We start from the raw sequence: 20,045 nt of genomic DNA, 5'->3' as shown, positions 1-20,045 counted from the left end.
TTTAAAGCATAACAGCAGTTATGTCTATTTCTTTTACCCATTTTTCTACTTTTATTTGTAATTCAGACAATATTTACTTGTCAAAGTGCTTTTGTCAGCTTTGCTGACATGATCTCTCAAGATTCCGAGAGATTATTTATTAATACAATAATTTATTTTTTATTTTTTTTTATTTAATACATATATAATGTAACACCTATCTGTTAAAGCAATATAATGCTTATGTTAAATCTATGTAAAGTCATATCTATATAAAAAAAAGCCCTGAATAATTTATTAAAATTATTCAAGGCAGTTATTATTCTATATCTACATTCTATTAGCTAACACTATAATTTGGAGCTTCTTTAGTTATTTGAATATCATGAGGATGACTTTCTTTTAAGGAAGCGCTTGTTATTTTTGTAAATCTACCATCTTCTCTAAGATCATTAATAGTTTTGGTACCACAGTATCCCATTCCAGCCCTTAATCCACCAAGCATTTGATAGATTGTATCTTCTACAGGACCTTTATAAGCTACTCTTCCTTCTACTCCTTCAGGAACTAATTTCTTAGCATCTTCTTGGAAATATCTATCCTTACTTCCTTTTTCCATTGCACCAAGTGAACCCATTCCTCTATATACCTTATATTTTCTTCCTTGATATAGTTCAGTATCTCCAGGGCTTTCTTCACAACCAGCAAATAGACTACCCATCATACATACATTACCACCTGCTGCAATAGCTTTAACTACGTCACCAGAATATTTTATACCACCATCAGCAATAATAGGTACTCCAGATTCTTTTGCAGCTTCTGCACAATCATAGATAGCTGTAATCTGTGGTACCCCTACTCCTGATACTACCCGTGTTGTACATATTGAACCAGGACCAATACCTACTTTTACTGCATCTACGCCAACTGCAATCAAATCTTTTGTTGCTTCTGCTGTAGCAACATTACCAGCTATAAGTTGAAGTTCCGGATATCTTTCTTTTATTCCTTTAACTGTATTGATTACTCCTTCTGAATGACCATGAGCTGTATCAACAACTATTACGTCTACACTAGCTTTAACTAATGCATCTATTCTATCCATATAATCTTTTGTAACACCCACTGCTGCACCTACTAATAATCTTCCTTGCCTATCTTTTGCTGATTGTGGGTATTTAATAGCTTTTTCTATATCTTTTATAGTAATAAGTCCTGAGAGATTTCCTTCAGCATCAGTTAATGGAAGTTTTTCAATTCTATGAAGTCCCATTATTTCTTTTGCTTCATTAAGAGTTGTACCAACAGGAGCTGTAATCAAGTTTTCACTAGTCATTACTTCTTTGATCTTTTTATTAAAATCAGTTTCGAATCTTAAATCTCTATTTGTAAGTATTCCTACAAGTTTTCTTCCCTCAGTAATAGGAACTCCTGATATTCTATATTTAGCCATTAATGCGTTTGCTTCATATACATAATGTTCTGGGGATAAAAAGAAAGGGTCTGTTATTACACCATTTTCAGATCTTTTTACTTTATCTACTTCTTCTGCTTGCCCACTAATAGACATATTTTTGTGAATTATTCCTATTCCACCTTGTCTAGCCATAGCTATGGCCATTCTTGATTCAGTTACAGTATCCATACCCGCACTCATAAATGGAATATTCAATTTAATTTTTTTAGTCAAATTAGTAGAAACATCTACTTGATTAGGAAGCACCTTAGAATGTGCTGGTATTAATAATACGTCATCAAAAGTTATTCCTTCGCTCACAATCTTATGCATTGTAATCCTCTCTTTCTTTTCTCTACTCATATTTTTTGATAGTATTAGTTATAGATAATCTTTATATTTATAATAATAGAAATATAATTATTTATTATTAAAGATTAGGAATACATTATCCCTAACCTCTTTATTTTATAGCAGGAAATAATATGATAACTATAGGTAACTCCTACTACTTAATAATATATATTTTGTGAGTTTAACAAAAATCCTCTTATTTGTCAACATTAATTATTAATTTTGTTAAATATTTTTTAGTACTGCATTATTTTTCTTGGAATATATTTTTTTATGGCTTTTAACATTTTTTCATTAGGTTCAAGAATAAGTTTTTCTCTTTTACCATTTCTAACTATCATTGCTGCGTAAGTATTGTTGCTATTAGTACCACTACTACAATCAATAACCTTTTCGTAATTTGACAATTGACTAGCATAATCCTTACTATTAACTGGTGCCATAATCTCTATTTTCCTTACATCAATAGATATGAATTTTTTTCTTTTATTCTTGTTGAAGATTTTATCAATATCCAAATCCCCGCTTGTAAAAATATACTCAAACTCTACGTTAAGCCTTCTCATCAAGAAAATTGCTCCAAATATTAGAACCATCGCTATAGGTATAAGAAAACCTACTAAAATAGGTATTATCGAACAGACCATAATTAACACTATAGCACCAATAATTATCGCTACTCTCATAAGATTATCTTTTAGAGAATTGCTTTTTTTAACTAATTGTTCATTAAATATATCACCCATATTTTTCCTCCTATGATTAAATTGCTATCTACGCTGTAAAATAATAATTAATGAATATATTGTACAATTACATCCATTATATAACAATACTCTTCACTATACAACCATAAAAACTGAATACCTTTAATTCCTAATATAGAATCTTTCATTAAATATAAAACATATATTGTATAAAATCACAAAAACCATCAGCGTTAACTGATGGCTTTTTAAAAATTATTATTTATTTAATTACATCATGCCCATTCCTGGAGCTCCACCGCCCATTGGCATTACTGGTTCATCTTCTTTTATATCTGCAACAACTGATTCTGTTGTAAGTAAAGTTGAAGCTACAGAAGTAGCATTTTGAAGAGCACTTCTAGTTACTTTTGTTGGATCAATGATGCCTGTTGCAACCATATCAACATATTCTTCAGTTAGAGCATTGAATCCAATGTCATCATTTGCTTCTTTTACTTTATTTACAACTACAGACCCTTCAAGTCCTGCATTAGTAACAATCTGACGAAGTGGAGATTCTAATGCTTTAAGGATAATATTAATACCAGTCTTTTCATCACCTTCAGCATTATCTAATAATTTAGCAACTTCTTTTGAAGCGTGGATATAAGAAGTTCCACCACCTGCAACAATACCTTCTTCTACTGCTGCTCTTGTTGCTGCTAAAGCATCTTCCATACGTAATTTCTTTTCTTGCATTTCTGTTTCTGTTGCTGCTCCAACTTTGATTACAGCAACTCCACCAGCCATCTTAGCTAATCTTTCTTGTAATTTCTCTTTATCAAATTCAGAAGTTGTTTCTTCTATTTGAGCTCTGATTTGGCTAACTCTAGCATCAATATCTTCTTTAGCGCCAGCACCATCTACGATTATAGTGTTTTCTTTTTGTACTTTAACAGATTTTGCTTTACCAAGCATCTCTATAGTAGTCTCTTTAAGATCAAGACCTACTTCTTCTGAGATAACAGTACCACCTGTTAAGATTGCTATATCTTGAAGCATTGCTTTTCTTCTATCACCAAAACCAGGAGCTTTAACAGCTACAACACTGAATGTTCCTCTTAAACGGTTAAGAACTAATGTAGCTAAAGCTTCGCCTTCTACATCTTCAGCAATGATTAATAACTTAGATCCTGATTGGATTATTTGCTCAAGAATAGGTAATATCTCTTGAATATTACTGATTTTCTTATCTGTAATTAAGATGTATGGATTATCTAAGTCAGCAACCATCTTATCCATGTCTGTTGCCATATAAGGTGATAAATAACCTCTATCAAATTGCATACCTTCAACTAATTCAAGTTCAGTTTCCATTGTTTTTGATTCTTCAATAGTGATAACTCCATCATTAGAAACTTTTTCCATTGCATCAGCGATTAATTGTCCTACTTCTTCATCACCAGCTGAAATTGCAGCAACTTTTGCAATTTGGTCTTTTCCAGTTAATGTACTGCTCATTTCTTGGATAGCTTCTACTGTTTTCTTAGTAGCTTCTTTCATACCTCTTCTAAGAATAATAGGATTAGCTCCTGCTGCTATGTTCTTGATTCCTTCTTGAATCATTGATTGTGCTAATACTGTAGCAGTAGTAGTTCCGTCACCTGCAACATCATTAGTCTTAGTTGCAACTTCTTTCACAAGTTGTGCACCCATGTTTTCAAAAGCATCTTCTAATTCAATTTCTTTTGCTATTGTAACACCATCATTAGTAATAAGTGGTGTACCGAATTTTTTATCTAAAACAACATTTCTTCCTTTTGGTCCTAGTGTTACTTTTACTGTATCTGCTAATTGGTTAACTCCTGCTTCTAATGCAGCTCTTGCACTTGCACCAAATTTAATTTCTTTAGCCATTATGTAGCCCTCCTTATTTTCTTTGTTTTCTTTATTTCAATTCAATGTTTATTCAACTATTGCTAATATATCACTTTGCTTAACAATGATATACTCATTATCTTCTAGTTTAACTTCTGTACCAGCATATTTTGAATAGATAATCTTATCTCCTACTTTAACTTCCATCTTCACTTCTTTTCCTTCAACCATTCCACCTGGTCCTACGGCAACTACTTCTGCTTCTTGTGGCTTTTCCTTTGCTCCAGTAGGTAATACGATACCTGATTTAGTTACTTGTTCTGCCTCTAATTGTTTAATTACTACTCTGTCTCCTAAAGGTACTAATTTCATATTTATTTACCTCCTTATAATTATCTTTCATATTTTCTTTTGTTAGCACTCTCTTTAATCGAGTGCTAATCTCAAGGTATATATTATTAAAATAGGCAATTAATTGCAAATGTTTATTTTAACCATTTTCATCCGTTATATAGTATCAGCTCGTTTTTTCTTTTTTATACTCTTGTTTTCTTCAATTTACTCTTATTTTCATTATTTTTTAGTTTAGATACATATATCCCTTGATTATAATCACGGAAGATATTTGTTTTATCTCTGTATTATAGTCTATAATTTGTGTCATAGCTAATATATATTTTCACCATTAGTACTAAGGTTTATACACCTTAATTATCATTTTTTGCCAATCTTGAAATCCCTAGCATAATAAAATAGGAATTGCTGTGCAAATCCTGCTATGGTTCCATAATGTTCTACCGCAAATTCATGTATCATTTTTATTTTTGTATCCTTATTAAAATAATAATGCTCCATTATTCTTTTAACCCAAACATCAGTAGGAAATACTTCATATCTCTTAGCTCCAAAGAGTAATACACAATCTGCTACTTTTGGACCAACCCCTTTGATTTTCATCAATTCATTCTTAGCTTCTATAATCTCTAAGGAAGCCAAACCAACCAAATCTACTTCATTGTTAATAACTTTTTTACACGCATCAACAATATATGGTGCTCTAAAACCAACTTTCAGATCTCTTAGGTCTTGTTCACTTGCGGCTGATAATTGTTCTATAGTAGGAAAAGAATAGTATTTAACACTATCTTCTTCCCCAATATAAGTACCGTATTTATTTGATAGCTCTTCTATTAATATTTTAATATGTGCAATGTTTTTATTTTGAGATATGATAAATGATATAAGAGTTTCCCATGTATCCTGTTGTAAAATTCTTATACCACCTTTTTCTGAAACTGCCTTATGTAAATGTTCATCTATGTCACTTAGTACTTTCTTAATATCCCCATAATCTCTATCCAAATCAAAATAATTCGTCCATATTGTATCAAAATCATTTGTATTTGTATTATGAAAAATGATTTTATTATCCCCTTGAGTAATTCTTAATATCTTATCATAAGCAATTAACAAATAATCTTTGTGAGATTTTTTATAAAATCTAAAACATTGACCACATTCTAAGATATGTTCAATATCAAAATCAAGATAATCATTAACTAGTATATTATTATTTTCTACAATATATTCCATTATTTTTCCTCCTAAGATAATCTATATATTCTAACTTAACATCAATACATCCATTTCAATAAGTTAATATATTTCCTTAATTAAACTTATCTATCTAATAAACTCTATCACTTATCCCATATCTATGCTATACTCAATATATTCCATATACTTATAAAGAAGCTCCCTGCTTCTATATCATAAAATATATTATAAAACAAGTGGGTGTAAAAATGAAAGAAAAAATATATACAATTCCTGTAATCGATTCATTTAAAGAAGAAGGAGAATGTCCTTTTTGCAATATGTACAAGACCCTAGAGGAAAATACAATTCAATTTGTACTAGGTCCATCTTATATGGAAACAGATGTAAGGGAAAAAACTAATAATCTTGGATTTTGCAAAGAACATTTAACTAAGATGTACACCAACAAAAACAGATTAGGTCTTGCCCTTATGCTTAACAGTCATCTTGATAATTTACAAAAAGAAATTAAAAATCTTATTTCATCTGGCAATCCAAAATCAAAGAAAAAGCTTTTTTCAAAAAATGATAAATTAGACACAAAACTTTTTACCTATCTAAAAGAAAAGGAATCAAGTTGTTATATATGCCATAGAATAGAATCTACCTTTCAGAAATATACTGATACGTTTTTCTATCTAATAAAAAAAGATAATTCTTTACTTGATTTAATCAAATCAAGTAAAGGATTTTGCTTGAACCATTTTGCATTACTTTATAATGAAGCACCAAAATATCTGAATGATTCTCAGCTCGAATCATTCCTTGATATCATAATATCAGTTGAAATAGATAATCTTAACCGTTTAAAAGAAGACTTAGATTGGTTTATTCAGAAAAATGATTACAGATTTGTAGATGAACCTTGGAAAAATTCTAAAGACGCTCTAATAAGAACTATATTAAAAATAAACAGCCTCAATGTTAATTGATTTAACTTATTTAAGGTGTTAATATAGTAGTTTTTAGTATGGTACAAATTTGGAAGATAAGGTTATATATATACCATTAAACCTTATCTATCTTCCTTGATATTAACGTAAAATATATAATCCTATTTCATGTTTATTATTAAAATTTAATCATCAACTTCAATATTATTTTTAGCATTTATCATTTTCTGTTGTTTAACAAGAGCTTTAATATTTCTAGCTTTATCTTTCAATCTCTCATTAGCTGTTCTTGATACTATCACTTTTGATACCCATTTAGTTGATTCATCCAATTTGCCTAACTTTCTAGCTAAATCACCAATTAAATACATTACTGTCATTTCATTCATACCACATACTGGAAAATCTTCGTTTTCATATGTATTAATAAATCCTTCATAGGCTTTTTCTATAAAAATCATTTCATTTTTACGGTTATTTTCTATTAATTCATTAGAATGATTCTCATTTTGTAATAATTCTTCAGAATAACATCTGTATAACCAAGCAATCTTAAGACATATATAAGCTTTTTCACTTGCTTTCACTTTTTTCACTACGGCACTAAGTAATGCTAATTTGTACCTTTCAATAGCTACTTCATACGTATATTCATCTGGGTATTGTCGTCCTCTATAGGTATTAGCTATCTGTTTTCTAATCCAATCTGACTGTGTAACAGTTATCTTTTTAAAAAACTTACTTAGAGCCGCATACCCACAGCAATTACAAAGGATAACATCATACACATAAGGAGTGATAATATCATATTTAGGTCTTAGATCTGTATCAATAGACAATAATTTAGCTTTACCTGCTCTTACCGTTCTAGTAATAAATTTTTCACCACAAACCGGGCATAATACTTTTCTATCATAAAGTAAATCTATTGCTGAAATTTTAGACGTTTTTTTTATTTTCATTTTAGCTCTCTTCTTTTTTTCATCTTCAAATATATCCATAGTTTTTATATTGTTAAATCCTAGTTTTTCTAGTCCAGAAAATATATCACTCATAAAATTACACCTTTTCTATTGTGGTATATTAGAATCAATTGAGTATTTCTTATGTTATCATCTTTTTTAAGATATGTTTTAATTATAAGCACAAGAAAAAATACATTAGGAAATGTAATATTATATTTTTGTTCTACCTATTTTTTTCTTTATTAGTATATAATATCATAATATGTAAAAATTTCATAGACCTATACATAATAATTTAATAGTATTTTTAAAAAAAAATATAAATAAATAAAATATTGTCTATTTATAGGGACTATTATTCAATCTGATACTAGCTTATTTTTATTAGATATTGTATTATAAATATGGAACTTTTTACAATTTAGTTCGTCTAATAGACATACAAACATTGAAAAGAAAGGAAAATTATAATATGAAATACAAAAAAAAATATGTTGCATTAGCTTTGGCAGGAGTATTAACACTAGGAGCAGGAATGACTTCACAAGCGATGACAGACCAAAAAATAATTTGCTATAATAATGAGGTGACATTGGAAAAACCTGTTTTAATTAATACCAATATAGGAGTAGAAGGTTTATCTTATCAAAAAGACGGGTATTTAATGTTGCCACTTAGACTTACATGTGAAAGATTAGGCTATGATGTTAAATGGATTGGCAAGACACGTTCTGTAGAGGTTTCAAAAGATAATATATGGACATCTATATCAATAGGTAAAGACGCTTATTTCAAAGGCAAAGCAACTCCATTTCCACTAGGTATAGCTCCTGAAATAGTAAATGATTCAACTTATGTACCTGTAGAATTCTTTGAGGAAATACTTAACCAAGATGCTTTTGATATTTTTGAAAGAAATAAAGTAGATGGTAATGTAAGTAACATTCTAGAAACAAAAAATGGGCATATGATTACTGTTAAATATGGAGAGGATAGCATAATATTTCTTGTTAATAAAGATACTAAAATCGTAGACCCATCAACTGAAAAAGAATTAAGTGTTGAAGATATAAAAGAGGGAGACAAATTATTAGTTCTACATGACTCAATTATGACTAGGTCTTTACCTCCTCAAACATATGCTTATAGAATTAATATAGTAAATGAAAATATCGTAGAAGGCACGGTATCTGAAATCAAAAAAACTAAAGATGGACATATGCTTACTGTAGAATATGGAGATAAAGAGGTAATTATTTTCTATGTTAACGAAGAAACTAAAATTACTGATCAATCCACGGGAGAAAAATCAAGTATTAAAGATATAAAAAAAGGAGATATTTTGCTCGTAAAACATAGCAATTTTATGACTTTTTCAATACCGCCTCAAACACATGCATTAGAAATTGATTTACACTTATTACAAGTATGTGATTAAATAATTAATTGCCTAATAACTTATACATGATATGATATTATAAATAAATAGTGTCAAACATATCAAAATAGACTTAGTATAATATAACTAAGTCTATTTTTTTAACCTACAACACATATGAAAGCTGAAGAGCAGACTTGAACTGCCGACTTCTTGCTTACCATGCAAGTACTCTACCGAACTGAGTTACTCCAGCATACTGGCTAATTTTATAATATTTAATAGTATTTGTCAAGTATTATTATACTCCCTTTTCAATTAAAATAAGTTCAACCTTTTTCTTAATTCTCTGCAAAGCATTATCTATTGATTTTACTGGTCTTTTTAGATTCCTAGCAATCTCAACATAGCTTTTTCCATATATATAACTTTGTAAAACTTCTTTTTCCAGTTTACTAAGTCTCTCATTAAGTTCATGCTCAATAATACTTAGATTCTCTTGTCCTATCAATAAATCTTCTGGATTAATTATTTTTCTTGAAGGCATCTTATCTATTAAAGTTGTTTTATCATTCTCTTCTTCATAAGAAGGTTTATTCAATGATATATATGAATTTAATGGGAGATGTTTCTGCCTTGTTGATGCTTTTACAGCTGATATAATCTGTCTGGTTACGCATAAATCTGCAAAAGAATAAAAGGACGCAGTTTTTTCTTCTTTAAAATCCCGAATTGCTTTAAAGAGTCCAATCATGCCTTCTTGAATAATATCATCTCTACTAGCGCCAATTAAAAAATATGACTTTGCTTTTTTTTCAACTAAAATCTTGTACTTGTTCATTAAATAATCAAGTGCTTCATTATCCCCATCTCTCACTAATCCCACAAGTTGTTCATCTGAATACGTAACATATGAATCGTCGTACCAAGTAGCATAATCCAACTACATCAACCCCTCTATCATTCTCTACGCATCTTTTCCATCCACTCTAAAACTTTAGGGTCTAGGTGACCTTCTAAACGATTATTATCAATTTGAACTTTTTCAATGAAATTCTTACGAATATCACTTTCTATCATATTAACTTCATTATGTAATTCTCTAGCTGATATACGACTTGCACCTTTTCCTAGTATTATAGTTTGTTCTAGACCATCAGATGTAGCAACTCTTACTCGATAATCTCTACCTATTGAATGAGCAACTTTTTCAATATAATGATCCGCTGTCTCAACTTCCTTTGTAAATACTACATCTATATTATTGTATTTCTCTATTTTCCTAGTTCCTTTTACTCTATGTGCATCAAATACAACTATAACTTCGATTTTTTTATATCCCTGATAATTGGACATTATATCCAATAATTTTTTTCTGGCAATCTCTAAGCTTTCTTCTTCTACTGCCCTTTTCAGCTTGTCCCAAGCATAAATAATATTGTAACCATCTACTAATAAAAATTCTCGTGTCAAAACATATCCGCCTTCCTTTAATTTGAAAGCATATTTTAGTATACTATATAATTTTTAGTTTGTAAATGTAATTACAATAGATAATTTTATAGAGTCTAGTCATAATCTCTTTGCCTTAGAGCTTCATATGTTAATATTCCTGCTGCAACTGAAGCATTAAGAGAAGTTATCTCACCTTTCATTGGTACTTTAACTATAAAGTCACATTTTTCTTTCACATTCCTTGATACTCCTTCGCCTTCGTTACCAATAACTATAGCAAGAGAACCCTTCAAATCAACATTATACATAAGTTCTCCATCCATATCAGCACAAGCTATCCAAAAACCCTCTTTTTTTAGTTCATCAATAGTTCTAGCAACATTGGTTACTCTAGCTACTCTAGTATGCTCTATAGCACCAGCTGATGTTTTAGCAACAGTAGCTGTCAATCCTACAGCTCTTCTCTTAGGTATTATTACCCCATGAACTCCAGCAATATTAGCGGTTCTTAGTATAGCTCCTAGATTATGTGGATCTTCAATGCTATCAAGAATTAATATAAAAGGTGCTTCACCTTTATCGTTAGCATATTGTATCATATCTTTTACTTCAACATAATCATATGCTGCTGCATAAGCTATGACTCCTTGATTCTTTTTAGTTACTGAAATATCATTTAATTTATCTTTACTTACAAAATTCACGATTATGTTCTTTTTTCTAGCCTCAGAGACTATCTTTTTTATTGGTCCATCATGTTTACCATCTATAATAAAAATCTTATCTATACTTCTATCAGCTTTTAATGCTTCTGTTACAGCATTTCTTCCTTCTAGAATCAAATCATTATTTTCCATTGCTATTCCTCTCTTGTCATTTAATAAGTTTCATGCTTTTAAGTTTTCGTGTTATTTTTTTATTATTAGGGATAAATACAAAATCTTCTTCTTGCAAAGTTCTAGTCAATATCAGCATAAATATATATATAATCATACCAGATACAATTGCTAGAAGAGTTGATATTGCATTGCTATTAATAAGCTTATACATACCTTGATAAATTACATAAACACCTAATCCCATAATTCCTGCTGATAATAAGGGTTTAATAATTATCTTGATAACATTAAGTTTCAGTTTAGTTTGTCTCTTTATCATCAAGTAATTTAATAGGACATATACCACATAATAGCATATTGAGCCTATAATTGCTCCTTTTAATTGTAGATCACTTGCTACTAGAGAATAGTTTATTATAATTTTTATAACTACACTTATTGCAAGGGATGCTAATGGAAAAAAATATTTACCCATTCCTTGTAGTATACCTGCTAACGCCTGTCCTAATATTATAAATATTAAGCAGATAGCATATAACATAAGATATTCATATCCTGTAGAAGTTGGATATAATAATTCCATTATTGGTTCAGCTAGTAAAAAGAGTCCCACTGCAGCGGGTAAAGCAAGTAAAAGAGCAAATCTTATTGCTAATTTTATCTTAGCTACTAAATCAGAATTATTACTCTTAGCTACAGCAACTGATACAGCAGGAACAATACTAATCATAAGAGCTAAACTTATTGTCAAAGGTACATTGACTATGGTGAAAGCATTACCCATCTGTCCATACATATCAACAGCTTGTTGCTTGTCAATAAATATGGCACCTAACCTTTTATATATTGTGCTAGAATCTATCAAATTCATTATAGAATACGCAGCCGAAACAATTGTAATAGGTATAGCAATTACTATTAGTTTTTTTGCGACTTCACCAAATCTGATGTGGTTCTTGCTTGCTGTCGCCATTACTTGTTTATTTATATCTTTTCTTTTCTTAATATAATACAAGATAATAAATAATGTGGATACTAAAAATCCAAGAGATGTTCCAAGTGCAGCTCCACCTACTGAATATGGTACACTATGATTCATTTGTATCAGCATATAAGTAATACCTATACCTAATACCACTTTTGTTATATTTTCTATTATCTGAGTCATAGCAGTAGGTACCATTATCTGCATACCTTGAAAATATCCTTTGAAAGCTCCTGTAATAGATATAAATATTGGAGATACAGCTAGTCCAAATATTACATATCTAGATTCACTTGGCCAATCCCCCATATTAATAATCTGATCTACACCAAGTACCATTAACAATGATATAAAAGCACCGAATATGGTAATTATTATCATTGAGTATTTATAAATATAATGTGCATTATAATAATCTTCCTTAGCTATTTTCTCTGATGTAAGTTTTGACAGGGCATTGGGTATTCCTACTAGAGATGCAGAGACCAATAATGAATATAATGGATACACGGTAGTGTAATATCCAATCCCTTCTGTTCCAACTAAGTAAGCTAAAGGAATTCTATATAGAGCACTAAATATCTTTGCGATCAAACCTGCAAGTGAAAGAATCATTGCCCCTTTTACAAATGTTTTCGTTTGTGTAGTCATTATTTTACTCCTCTAACAATCAATTCAATAATTCTTTTGAATCTATTCTCTAAATATAGAAAACCAATTAATGCTTCAAGGCCAGTTGCAACTCTGTAATCAATTAAATCAGCATTCTTAGGAACTGTACCCGACTTAGCATTTCTTCCTCTTTTATATATGTTCAATTCTTCCTCGGTCAACATGTCCTCAATTTCTCTGAACATTTTTGCTTGAGCTGATGCTTTTACATAATTACTTGTCTTTTTATGTAGTCTATTAACAGGTGAATTACCTTCTGCTATAACTTTTGATTTGATTATTAAATCATATACACTATCTCCAATATATGCAAGAACTAAAGGTGAATATTGCTTAGGATTTACGTCTTTTATATCAAGACTATCTTTGAAGTAGTCAATAAAATCTTGCATTAATTCCATTCCTTTCTCATAAGTAACCTATTACCCTCTATGCCAACGTACACCTTCACGTGTGTCTTCAAGAATAATGCCTTTGTCTTTTAAATCATCTCTTATTTTATCTGCTAATGGGAAATCTCTATCTTTACGAGCTTGTTGTCTTTTTTCAATTAGATCATTTATATCCTCATCTAGTAGAATTTCCTTTTTCTTACTTACTATTCCTAGTATACCACATAGTTCATCAATTAGTATAATAATATCTTGAATGAATTTTTCAGAAGAATCTGAATCAGTTTTTTTATTAGCGAATTTTACTAATTCGAATATAGCTGATATAGCATCTGCAGTATTGAAGTCATCCTCCATAGCAGTTTCAAATTTTGTTTTATATTTTTGTAATTCTTTATCTTCATTGAATATGGATTCTTTTTCATTATAATCATCTATTTGTGCATTCCTTTGTAAATGCTCTAGATTATCTCTACAAGTCCTAATTCTTTCAAGTCCGTTAGCTGCAGCCTGTATTAGCTCCCTACTGAAATTGATAGGACTTCTATAATGAACATTCAGCATAAAGAATCTTATAACATCATAAGAAAATTCATCAACTATTTCTCTTACTGTGAAGAAATTGCCTAGAGATTTTGACATCTTCTTATTATCTACATTGACAAATCTATTGTGCATCCAGTATTTAGAGAATTGCTTATCATTAACAGCTTCACTTTGTGCTATTTCATTCTCATGGTGTGGAAAAACAAGATCTTCTCCACCGGCATGTATATCAATACTATCTCCAAGATATTTCTTAGCCATTACTGAACACTCTATGTGCCATCCAGGTCTACCTTCACCCCAAGGTGATTTCCATGCAGGCTCTCCTTCTTTCTTTGGCTTCCATAAAACAAAGTCCATTGGATTTCTCTTTTCAGTATCAACAGCAATTCTAGCACCTGCTTCTAAGTCCTCTTGATTCTTATTAGATAGCTTACCATAAGATTTGAATTTTTTGGTTTCAAAGTAAACACTGCCATTAACTTCGTAAGCATAACCTTTTTCAATTAACTGCTCAATCATCTTGATCATATCATCTATTTCTTCAGTTGCTTTTGGATAAATAGTAGCTGGTTTAACATTCAATCCCTGAGAATCAATTAAAAATTCTTTCATATATTTATTTGATATCTCGCTATACTCTACCCCTTCTTCATTAGCTTTCTTAATTATTTTATCATCTATATCAGTAAAGTTAGAAACATAAATAACTTCATAATTTTTATACTCAAAATATTTTCTGACTGTATCAAATACTATTAATGGTCTAGCATTTCCTATATGAATATAGTTATATACTGTTGGACCACAAACATACATTCTTACCTTGCCTTTCTCGATTGATTCAAATGTCTCTTTTTTGTTAGTTAAAGTATTATATATTTTCATTTTATCCTTTCCTTTCTCTATTAGAATATGTTTTATCTGCTAAATTTTTCACAGTTAAATAACTTGAAGTAATCTTCAGGTGGTATTGATGCTACCTTTTGTTCTAATCGTTCTATTCTCGTTAACAATTTGCACATTTCCATTCTAACAGGGTCTGGTAGATGTGTTTGGTCGAGAGTATCACAGGGAGATACTTTTTCATTGTTTCTACGAACAACTCTAGCCGGTATACCAACAACAGTACAGTTAGGCGGTACTTCATTAAGCACAACTGACCCTGCTCCTATTCTACAGTTGTCACCAATTTTGAATGAACCTAATACCTTAGCCCCTGCACTTATCATAACATTATTACCAATAGTTGGATGTCTCTTTCCATGCTCTTTTCCTGTTCCACCTAGTGTAACTCCTTGATATATTGTCACATTATCGCCAATCTCACAAGTTTCACCTATGACCACTCCATGTCCGTGGTCTATAAATAGATTTTTTCCAATTGTGGCTCCCGGGTGAATTTCTATTCCCGTTTTTCTTGCCGCTCTTTGAGAAACCCATCTAGCTAAAAAATAGTGTTTTTTTCTAAATAGTGAATGAGCTAATCTGTAACTCATTATAGCTTTGAAACTACCATAAAGGAATATTTCTGATGTAGATTTTATAGCTGGGTCTCTATCTTTAATTACATTTATCTCTTCTCTAATATACTTTATCAATCCCATACTATCACACTCCTTATTGTACATATTAAGTCAAATGACTCAGTAACATAACAAACTCAAAGAATTTTTTTACAAAAAGCTATCCAATAATTCTGAAATAAAAAAACTCCATCTCTTAATTAATAAGAGACGAAGTTATTCCGCGGTTCCACTCTTCTTGAATAAATATAATTATTCCAACTTCAGGCTGTATAACGGTCAGCACCGTACCCAACTACTATTATTTCACTGGACAAGCTCAAGGATGCACTTCATTTAACTTCACTTAAGGAATGCTCTCAGCCGATGACACTCCATCTCTTTTAAGATTCATTTAACTACTCTTCCTATCAAAGCTATTAATATTATATGTTCTATATTCTTTTTTATTATTAACTAAACCTAGGTTGTATATTAATACTATTATTATATGTTGTGTTTTAATTTTTGTTAACTTAATAATATATTACCTTTAATAATTAGTCAAGAATAAATTTATTACAGCCTCAGTAGAAATAAATCTAAAATTTTCTTTACTTGAACTAGAGCATAGTATTCCTATTCAACTTATAATTATTTTTGATTATAAGATACAAAAGTATCCAAAGCTTTTACTGACGATCTTATATCATCGTATACAGCTACTTTACCTTCTTCCATTATTGATATGAATTCACGATAAAACTTACCAGCATTAACAGAAACTGTAATAGGTTTATTATATTTTTTTACCAACCTTACAAGTGAATTAGCCAAACTATCATCATCATAACATGCGTTAGGTAAAGCTCTCAGATCATTTGCATGGGGTACAATACTTACAAACATAGCATCTACAGCATCATCTTGAATTATAGCCTCTATATATTTAGCATATAGAACATCTTCAGTCATTGGAGTTACATCAATTATTGAAGAAGATGTATCTATAAGTCCATGATAGTTGAGCTGCTTTAGTTTTTCTTTAGTTTCTTCACTAAAAGTTGCTAACTCCAAGTTCCCTAATTCATCAGCTGCTATAGTTGCTTCAAAACCTGCATTAACCACACCTGCTACTTTTCTTCCTTTTACCTTTTTGTCAGCAAGTAAAGAAAAGGCTTTTATACAATCATAATATGTTTTTATATCATCAATGAGAATGACTCCTGCTTGCTCACATACAGCCTTAAACACATTATAATCACCTGTCATAGCAGCCGTGTGGGAAGCTGCTGCCTTTGCTCCTGCATCTGTCTTACCAGATTTATATATAATGATTGGTTTATCTATATCTTTTGCCAATTCATAGAATTTTCTTCCTTCCCCTTGATCAAAACCTTCAACATAAAGGGCTATATTACTAATCTCTTCTTGTGGAGCAAAATACTTAATTAGATCAACAATCTTAACATCATATTTATTACCGAAGCTGACTACGGATTTAAATATTTTTAAATGACTAAATTTATCAATAAGAGTAAGAGCCATACCACCGCTTTGAGTCAAGAACACAGTATTACTATCTTCACATGTATTCAATTCCAATCTTTCTTCATCAATGAATAATGTATTCACTCCTAGATTATTTTCATCATCTCCATAGAAAACACCCATGCAGTTTGGTCCAATGACCCTGACGTCTTCTGGCATTACTTTTGACAGATTTTCCTTAAATTCATCATACTTCATATCAGAAGGAATACCTGGAATGAGTACTACTGATTTTGGGATATTAGTTTTCATTTCTTCAAAGAATGAGAAAACATATTTAGCTTTAGCTACATATACTGCTAATTCAGTTTCAACTGGTATTTCATCTATACTTTTATATAGCTGATATTCTTTATCACCAATAACGGTTTTTCCACCTTTTATATTAACGAAATATATATCTTCTCTACCAAGATCATGTAAGAGTTTAGCTATTTCTCTTCCCATACTGTGCTTATCTGGATTTGCTGAAACGCCAATAACAGCTATCCCTTTTGGATTAAAGAATGGTTCAATATTTCTAATATCAGCTTCTTTCATCACCTCTTTATTGTCTTCCACTTTTTCAAATTGTGCAAATCCATCTACAGCAATAAATCTGTTATCTCTTGTAATAACAAATGGATTAATGTCAATAGCCTTTACAATATACTTAGTCTTCTCTTTGCAAGCATTTGAATAGTGAAAAGCAAATGAGCTTATCAAACTTGCTGCTTTTGCCATTAGCTCAAGATATTCTTCATGACCAATATCTTTGAATTTATGACAAATGTTCAAATCATTAACAAGCTCTAAGGCTTTATTATACCTGAAAGGAGGAAGGAATAAATTAGCAGGATCATAATATTTAGCGAAAAATTCTGCATCATCTCCACCTTTTGTAAATGTTATTACTGGACCGAATGATGAATCATCTTTTGAACCAATAAGTACTTCATATCCTATACTTTGTGTATGAGGAATGAATTCTACAATTAAGAATCCTTCAATATTTGGTTCATGTTCAAAATGTGAAAGAACCTCTTTTCGCATTTTATCTAATACATACCCCACATATAACGTTTCATGATTCTTTACTACTTTTACCCCACCTAATTTTTGTTTATGGGAAATATCTGATGAAACAATTTTAACTACAATATCACGACCAAATTTTTCTAACATCTTTTCAGTCAATTCATTGGAATTCTTTATAAATACAAATTTTGGAACATCAAGGCCTATATTCTTCAAAATCATATATACTTCATGTTCATATAGAGTTTTTCTTCCATTTTCATAAGCATTATCAAATATATTATTGATTGTGCTCATCGATTCTACTGAAATATTCATTTAACCACCCCGCATAGTATTCTTAAAATATTACATTGCTATTATAGCAAAAAGCAATTTATAATAAAAGTCAAATGGAAATTAATTTTATTTTATAAAGATTATTTTACTATTATTTAATTTTTTTAAGTGGTTAAAGCAGAATTTAGAGTTATTCTAGTATCACTGGTACAAAAAAAGGGCTGTATTATAACAGCTCCTTAATATTTGGGGTGGTTGAAATATTGCTAGCATACTATTTATTTATTCTGTTACACATTTGTTGCTTCTTCTTACAATATATATTCGTTGATTTACATTTAGGACAATGAGCTGATTTTGAAAAATCAAATTCATATTCATGATTACAATCTTTACATATCACTTGACATTTTTTAGTACAATAAATGCCTCCAGTAATATTTATTGCCATACCCCTAGTCAAAGCTTTAGTAACTTTTTGCCTAGCACTATCAATAATATTTTGAAAAGTTTGTCTTGAGACATGCATTTTTTCTGCACATTTTTCTTGATTTAATTTCTCAATATCCTTCAGTCTCATAGCCTCTAATTCTTCTATATTCAGAATAATTTCTTCCAACTGTTTGTCAGATTTGCCTCTAGGTCTAAAATAGGTATACTCGGGAAAAAAGTCCACTTTTCTACACTTTTTTGGTCTTGGCATAATTATTCTTCAATTATTCCATCAGTTATTTTTTCGAACATGTTAGCTATTTCATCTGACTTATTAATTCCATCTCTTGCAATTTCTTTAGTCATTGGTAGTTCACCTAATAATCTAATACCCATTTTATCTAAGAATTCCTCTGTATTACCTTCAAACATTTTAATAGTTTTACCACAATCTGGACATTTGATATAACTCATATTTTCAATAACACCGATAACATCTACATCCATTTTCTTAGTCATATTGATTGCTTTTTCTACAATCATAGATACCATATCATGAGGTACAGAAACCATTACTACACCTGTAATAGGCATTACCTGCATAACCGTAAGTGCTACATCACCAGTTCCTGGTGGTAAGTCAACTACTAGATAATCCAAGTCTTCCCATAGTACGTCTGTCCAAAATTGTTTTACTGTTCCAGAGATAATTGGACCTCTCCAGATAACAGGTGTATTTTCTTCATCAATTAAGAAGTTAAGTGACATAACTTTTAATTCATTTTCAGCAATAACTGGTAAAATACCTGTCTCAAGAACTGTTGCCCTTTTATCTTGTAGTCCTAATAATCTAGGTATACTTGGTCCAGTTATATCTGCATCTAACAATCCTACTTTATATCCTTTTCTAACTAAGTCGTTAGCAAGCATAACAGATACTGTAGATTTACCTACTCCACCTTTTCCACTCATAACTCCTATAATATTTTTAACATTATTAATAGGATTATTTTCCACCATACAATTTTCTTTCTTGCTATCACTGCAATTACCTTTTGATGCACATGTATCACATGATGCCACTTTAAATCACTCCTATCATTTTTATTTACTTTTATATTAAAAATTGAAACGTTCTATTTATGAACTCTTTTTGGCATTATACACTATAAATATCT

The 20,045-nt window shown here is 30.3% G+C and carries 18 protein-coding genes, 1 tRNA gene and 1 other annotated feature; of the genes, 2 read left to right on the top strand and 17 right to left on the bottom strand.

The annotated features are described in order from the left end of the window. Positions 1–319: 319 nt before the first annotated feature. The 5 genes from guaB to N4A55_RS03960 all read right to left on the bottom strand — a co-directional run bounded on the left by guaB (position 320) and on the right by N4A55_RS03960 (position 5,952). On the bottom strand, positions 320–1,771 hold the full coding sequence (gene guaB, locus N4A55_RS03980; RefSeq protein ID WP_293754204.1) for an IMP dehydrogenase: 1,452 nt from the start codon (positions 1,769–1,771) through the stop codon (positions 320–322). A 257-nt stretch (positions 1,772–2,028) separates the two neighbouring features. Beyond that, positions 2,029–2,538, bottom strand: coding sequence for a DUF6106 family protein (locus N4A55_RS03975; RefSeq protein WP_293754203.1), 510 nt, complete (start codon positions 2,536–2,538; stop codon positions 2,029–2,031). Positions 2,539–2,769: 231 nt separating this feature from the next. Beyond that, complete coding sequence (gene groL / locus N4A55_RS03970; protein WP_293754202.1) at positions 2,770–4,398, bottom strand: chaperonin GroEL; 1,629 nt, start codon at positions 4,396–4,398, stop codon at positions 2,770–2,772. A 48-nt stretch (positions 4,399–4,446) separates the two neighbouring features. Beyond that, positions 4,447–4,731: a co-chaperone GroES gene (gene groES, locus N4A55_RS03965; protein ID WP_113674600.1), complete on the bottom strand. Its 285-nt coding sequence runs from the start codon at positions 4,729–4,731 to the stop codon at positions 4,447–4,449. 342 nt (positions 4,732–5,073) lie between these two features. Further along, positions 5,074–5,952: a DNA-3-methyladenine glycosylase family protein gene (locus tag N4A55_RS03960; protein ID WP_293754201.1), complete on the bottom strand. Its 879-nt coding sequence runs from the start codon at positions 5,950–5,952 to the stop codon at positions 5,074–5,076. A gap of 212 nt (positions 5,953–6,164) precedes the next feature. Here N4A55_RS03960 and N4A55_RS03955 point away from each other — a divergent pair, with 212 nt between their 5' ends. Next, positions 6,165–6,890 carry a DUF6062 family protein gene (locus N4A55_RS03955; RefSeq protein WP_293754200.1) on the top strand — a complete coding sequence of 242 codons (726 nt, stop codon included), beginning with the start codon at positions 6,165–6,167 and terminating at the stop codon, positions 6,888–6,890. 146 nt (positions 6,891–7,036) lie between these two features. Here N4A55_RS03955 and N4A55_RS03950 read toward each other — a convergent pair whose 3' ends face one another. Next, positions 7,037–7,906 carry a DUF2225 domain-containing protein gene (locus tag N4A55_RS03950; protein ID WP_293754199.1) on the bottom strand — a complete coding sequence of 290 codons (870 nt, stop codon included), beginning with the start codon at positions 7,904–7,906 and terminating at the stop codon, positions 7,037–7,039. A 382-nt stretch (positions 7,907–8,288) separates the two neighbouring features. On the opposite strand from N4A55_RS03950, the gene N4A55_RS03945 reads away from it, so the two are divergent. After that, positions 8,289–9,254 (top strand): stalk domain-containing protein, encoded by a 966-nt coding sequence (locus tag N4A55_RS03945; protein WP_293754198.1) that lies wholly within the window; start codon positions 8,289–8,291, stop codon positions 9,252–9,254. 122 nt (positions 9,255–9,376) lie between these two features. Here N4A55_RS03945 and N4A55_RS03940 read toward each other — a convergent pair. From N4A55_RS03940 to N4A55_RS03890, 11 genes are all read right to left on the bottom strand, one after another. Next, positions 9,377–9,450, bottom strand: a tRNA-Thr gene (locus tag N4A55_RS03940). A 45-nt stretch (positions 9,451–9,495) separates the two neighbouring features. Then, complete coding sequence (gene sigH / locus N4A55_RS03935; RefSeq protein ID WP_293754197.1) at positions 9,496–10,137, bottom strand: RNA polymerase sporulation sigma factor SigH; 642 nt, start codon at positions 10,135–10,137, stop codon at positions 9,496–9,498. A gap of 17 nt (positions 10,138–10,154) precedes the next feature. Then, a complete protein-coding gene (locus N4A55_RS03930; protein WP_293754196.1) occupies positions 10,155–10,667 on the bottom strand; it encodes an NYN domain-containing protein in 513 nt (170 codons plus the stop codon). 95 nt (positions 10,668–10,762) lie between these two features. Further along, a complete protein-coding gene (gene rlmB, locus N4A55_RS03925; protein WP_293754195.1) occupies positions 10,763–11,506 on the bottom strand; it encodes a 23S rRNA (guanosine(2251)-2'-O)-methyltransferase RlmB in 744 nt (247 codons plus the stop codon). A gap of 16 nt (positions 11,507–11,522) precedes the next feature. Next, positions 11,523–13,124, bottom strand: a complete 1,602-nt coding sequence (locus N4A55_RS03920) for a putative polysaccharide biosynthesis protein (protein ID WP_293754194.1) — start codon at positions 13,122–13,124, stop codon at positions 11,523–11,525. Continuing rightward, positions 13,124–13,546, bottom strand: a complete 423-nt coding sequence (locus tag N4A55_RS03915; protein ID WP_293754193.1) for a Mini-ribonuclease 3 — start codon at positions 13,544–13,546, stop codon at positions 13,124–13,126. Before N4A55_RS03915 ends, N4A55_RS03920 begins: the two co-directional genes overlap by 1 nt. A 21-nt stretch (positions 13,547–13,567) precedes the next feature. Beyond that, positions 13,568–14,971 (bottom strand): cysteine--tRNA ligase, encoded by a 1,404-nt coding sequence (cysS, locus tag N4A55_RS03910; RefSeq protein ID WP_293754192.1) that lies wholly within the window; start codon positions 14,969–14,971, stop codon positions 13,568–13,570. 32 nt (positions 14,972–15,003) lie between these two features. Next, a complete protein-coding gene (epsC, locus tag N4A55_RS03905; RefSeq protein WP_293754191.1) occupies positions 15,004–15,690 on the bottom strand; it encodes a serine O-acetyltransferase EpsC in 687 nt (228 codons plus the stop codon). Positions 15,691–15,812: 122 nt separating this feature from the next. Further along, positions 15,813–16,032, bottom strand: a binding site (T-box leader). A gap of 210 nt (positions 16,033–16,242) precedes the next feature. Continuing rightward, complete coding sequence (locus N4A55_RS03900) at positions 16,243–18,474, bottom strand: acetate--CoA ligase family protein (protein ID WP_293754190.1); 2,232 nt, start codon at positions 18,472–18,474, stop codon at positions 16,243–16,245. 235 nt (positions 18,475–18,709) lie between these two features. After that, positions 18,710–19,138 carry a DUF134 domain-containing protein gene (locus N4A55_RS03895; protein WP_293754189.1) on the bottom strand — a complete coding sequence of 143 codons (429 nt, stop codon included), beginning with the start codon at positions 19,136–19,138 and terminating at the stop codon, positions 18,710–18,712. A 2-nt stretch (positions 19,139–19,140) separates the two neighbouring features. After that, complete coding sequence (locus tag N4A55_RS03890; protein ID WP_293754188.1) at positions 19,141–19,950, bottom strand: Mrp/NBP35 family ATP-binding protein; 810 nt, start codon at positions 19,948–19,950, stop codon at positions 19,141–19,143. Positions 19,951–20,045: the final 95 nt, after the last annotated feature.

The sequence above is a fragment of the Vallitalea sp. genome, assembly GCF_025211055.1.
GTDB lineage: Bacteria > Bacillota > Clostridia > Lachnospirales > Vallitaleaceae > Vallitalea.
The sequence above is the reverse complement of the archived record's forward strand: the minus strand, read 5'-3'. Positions and strand labels throughout refer to the sequence as shown.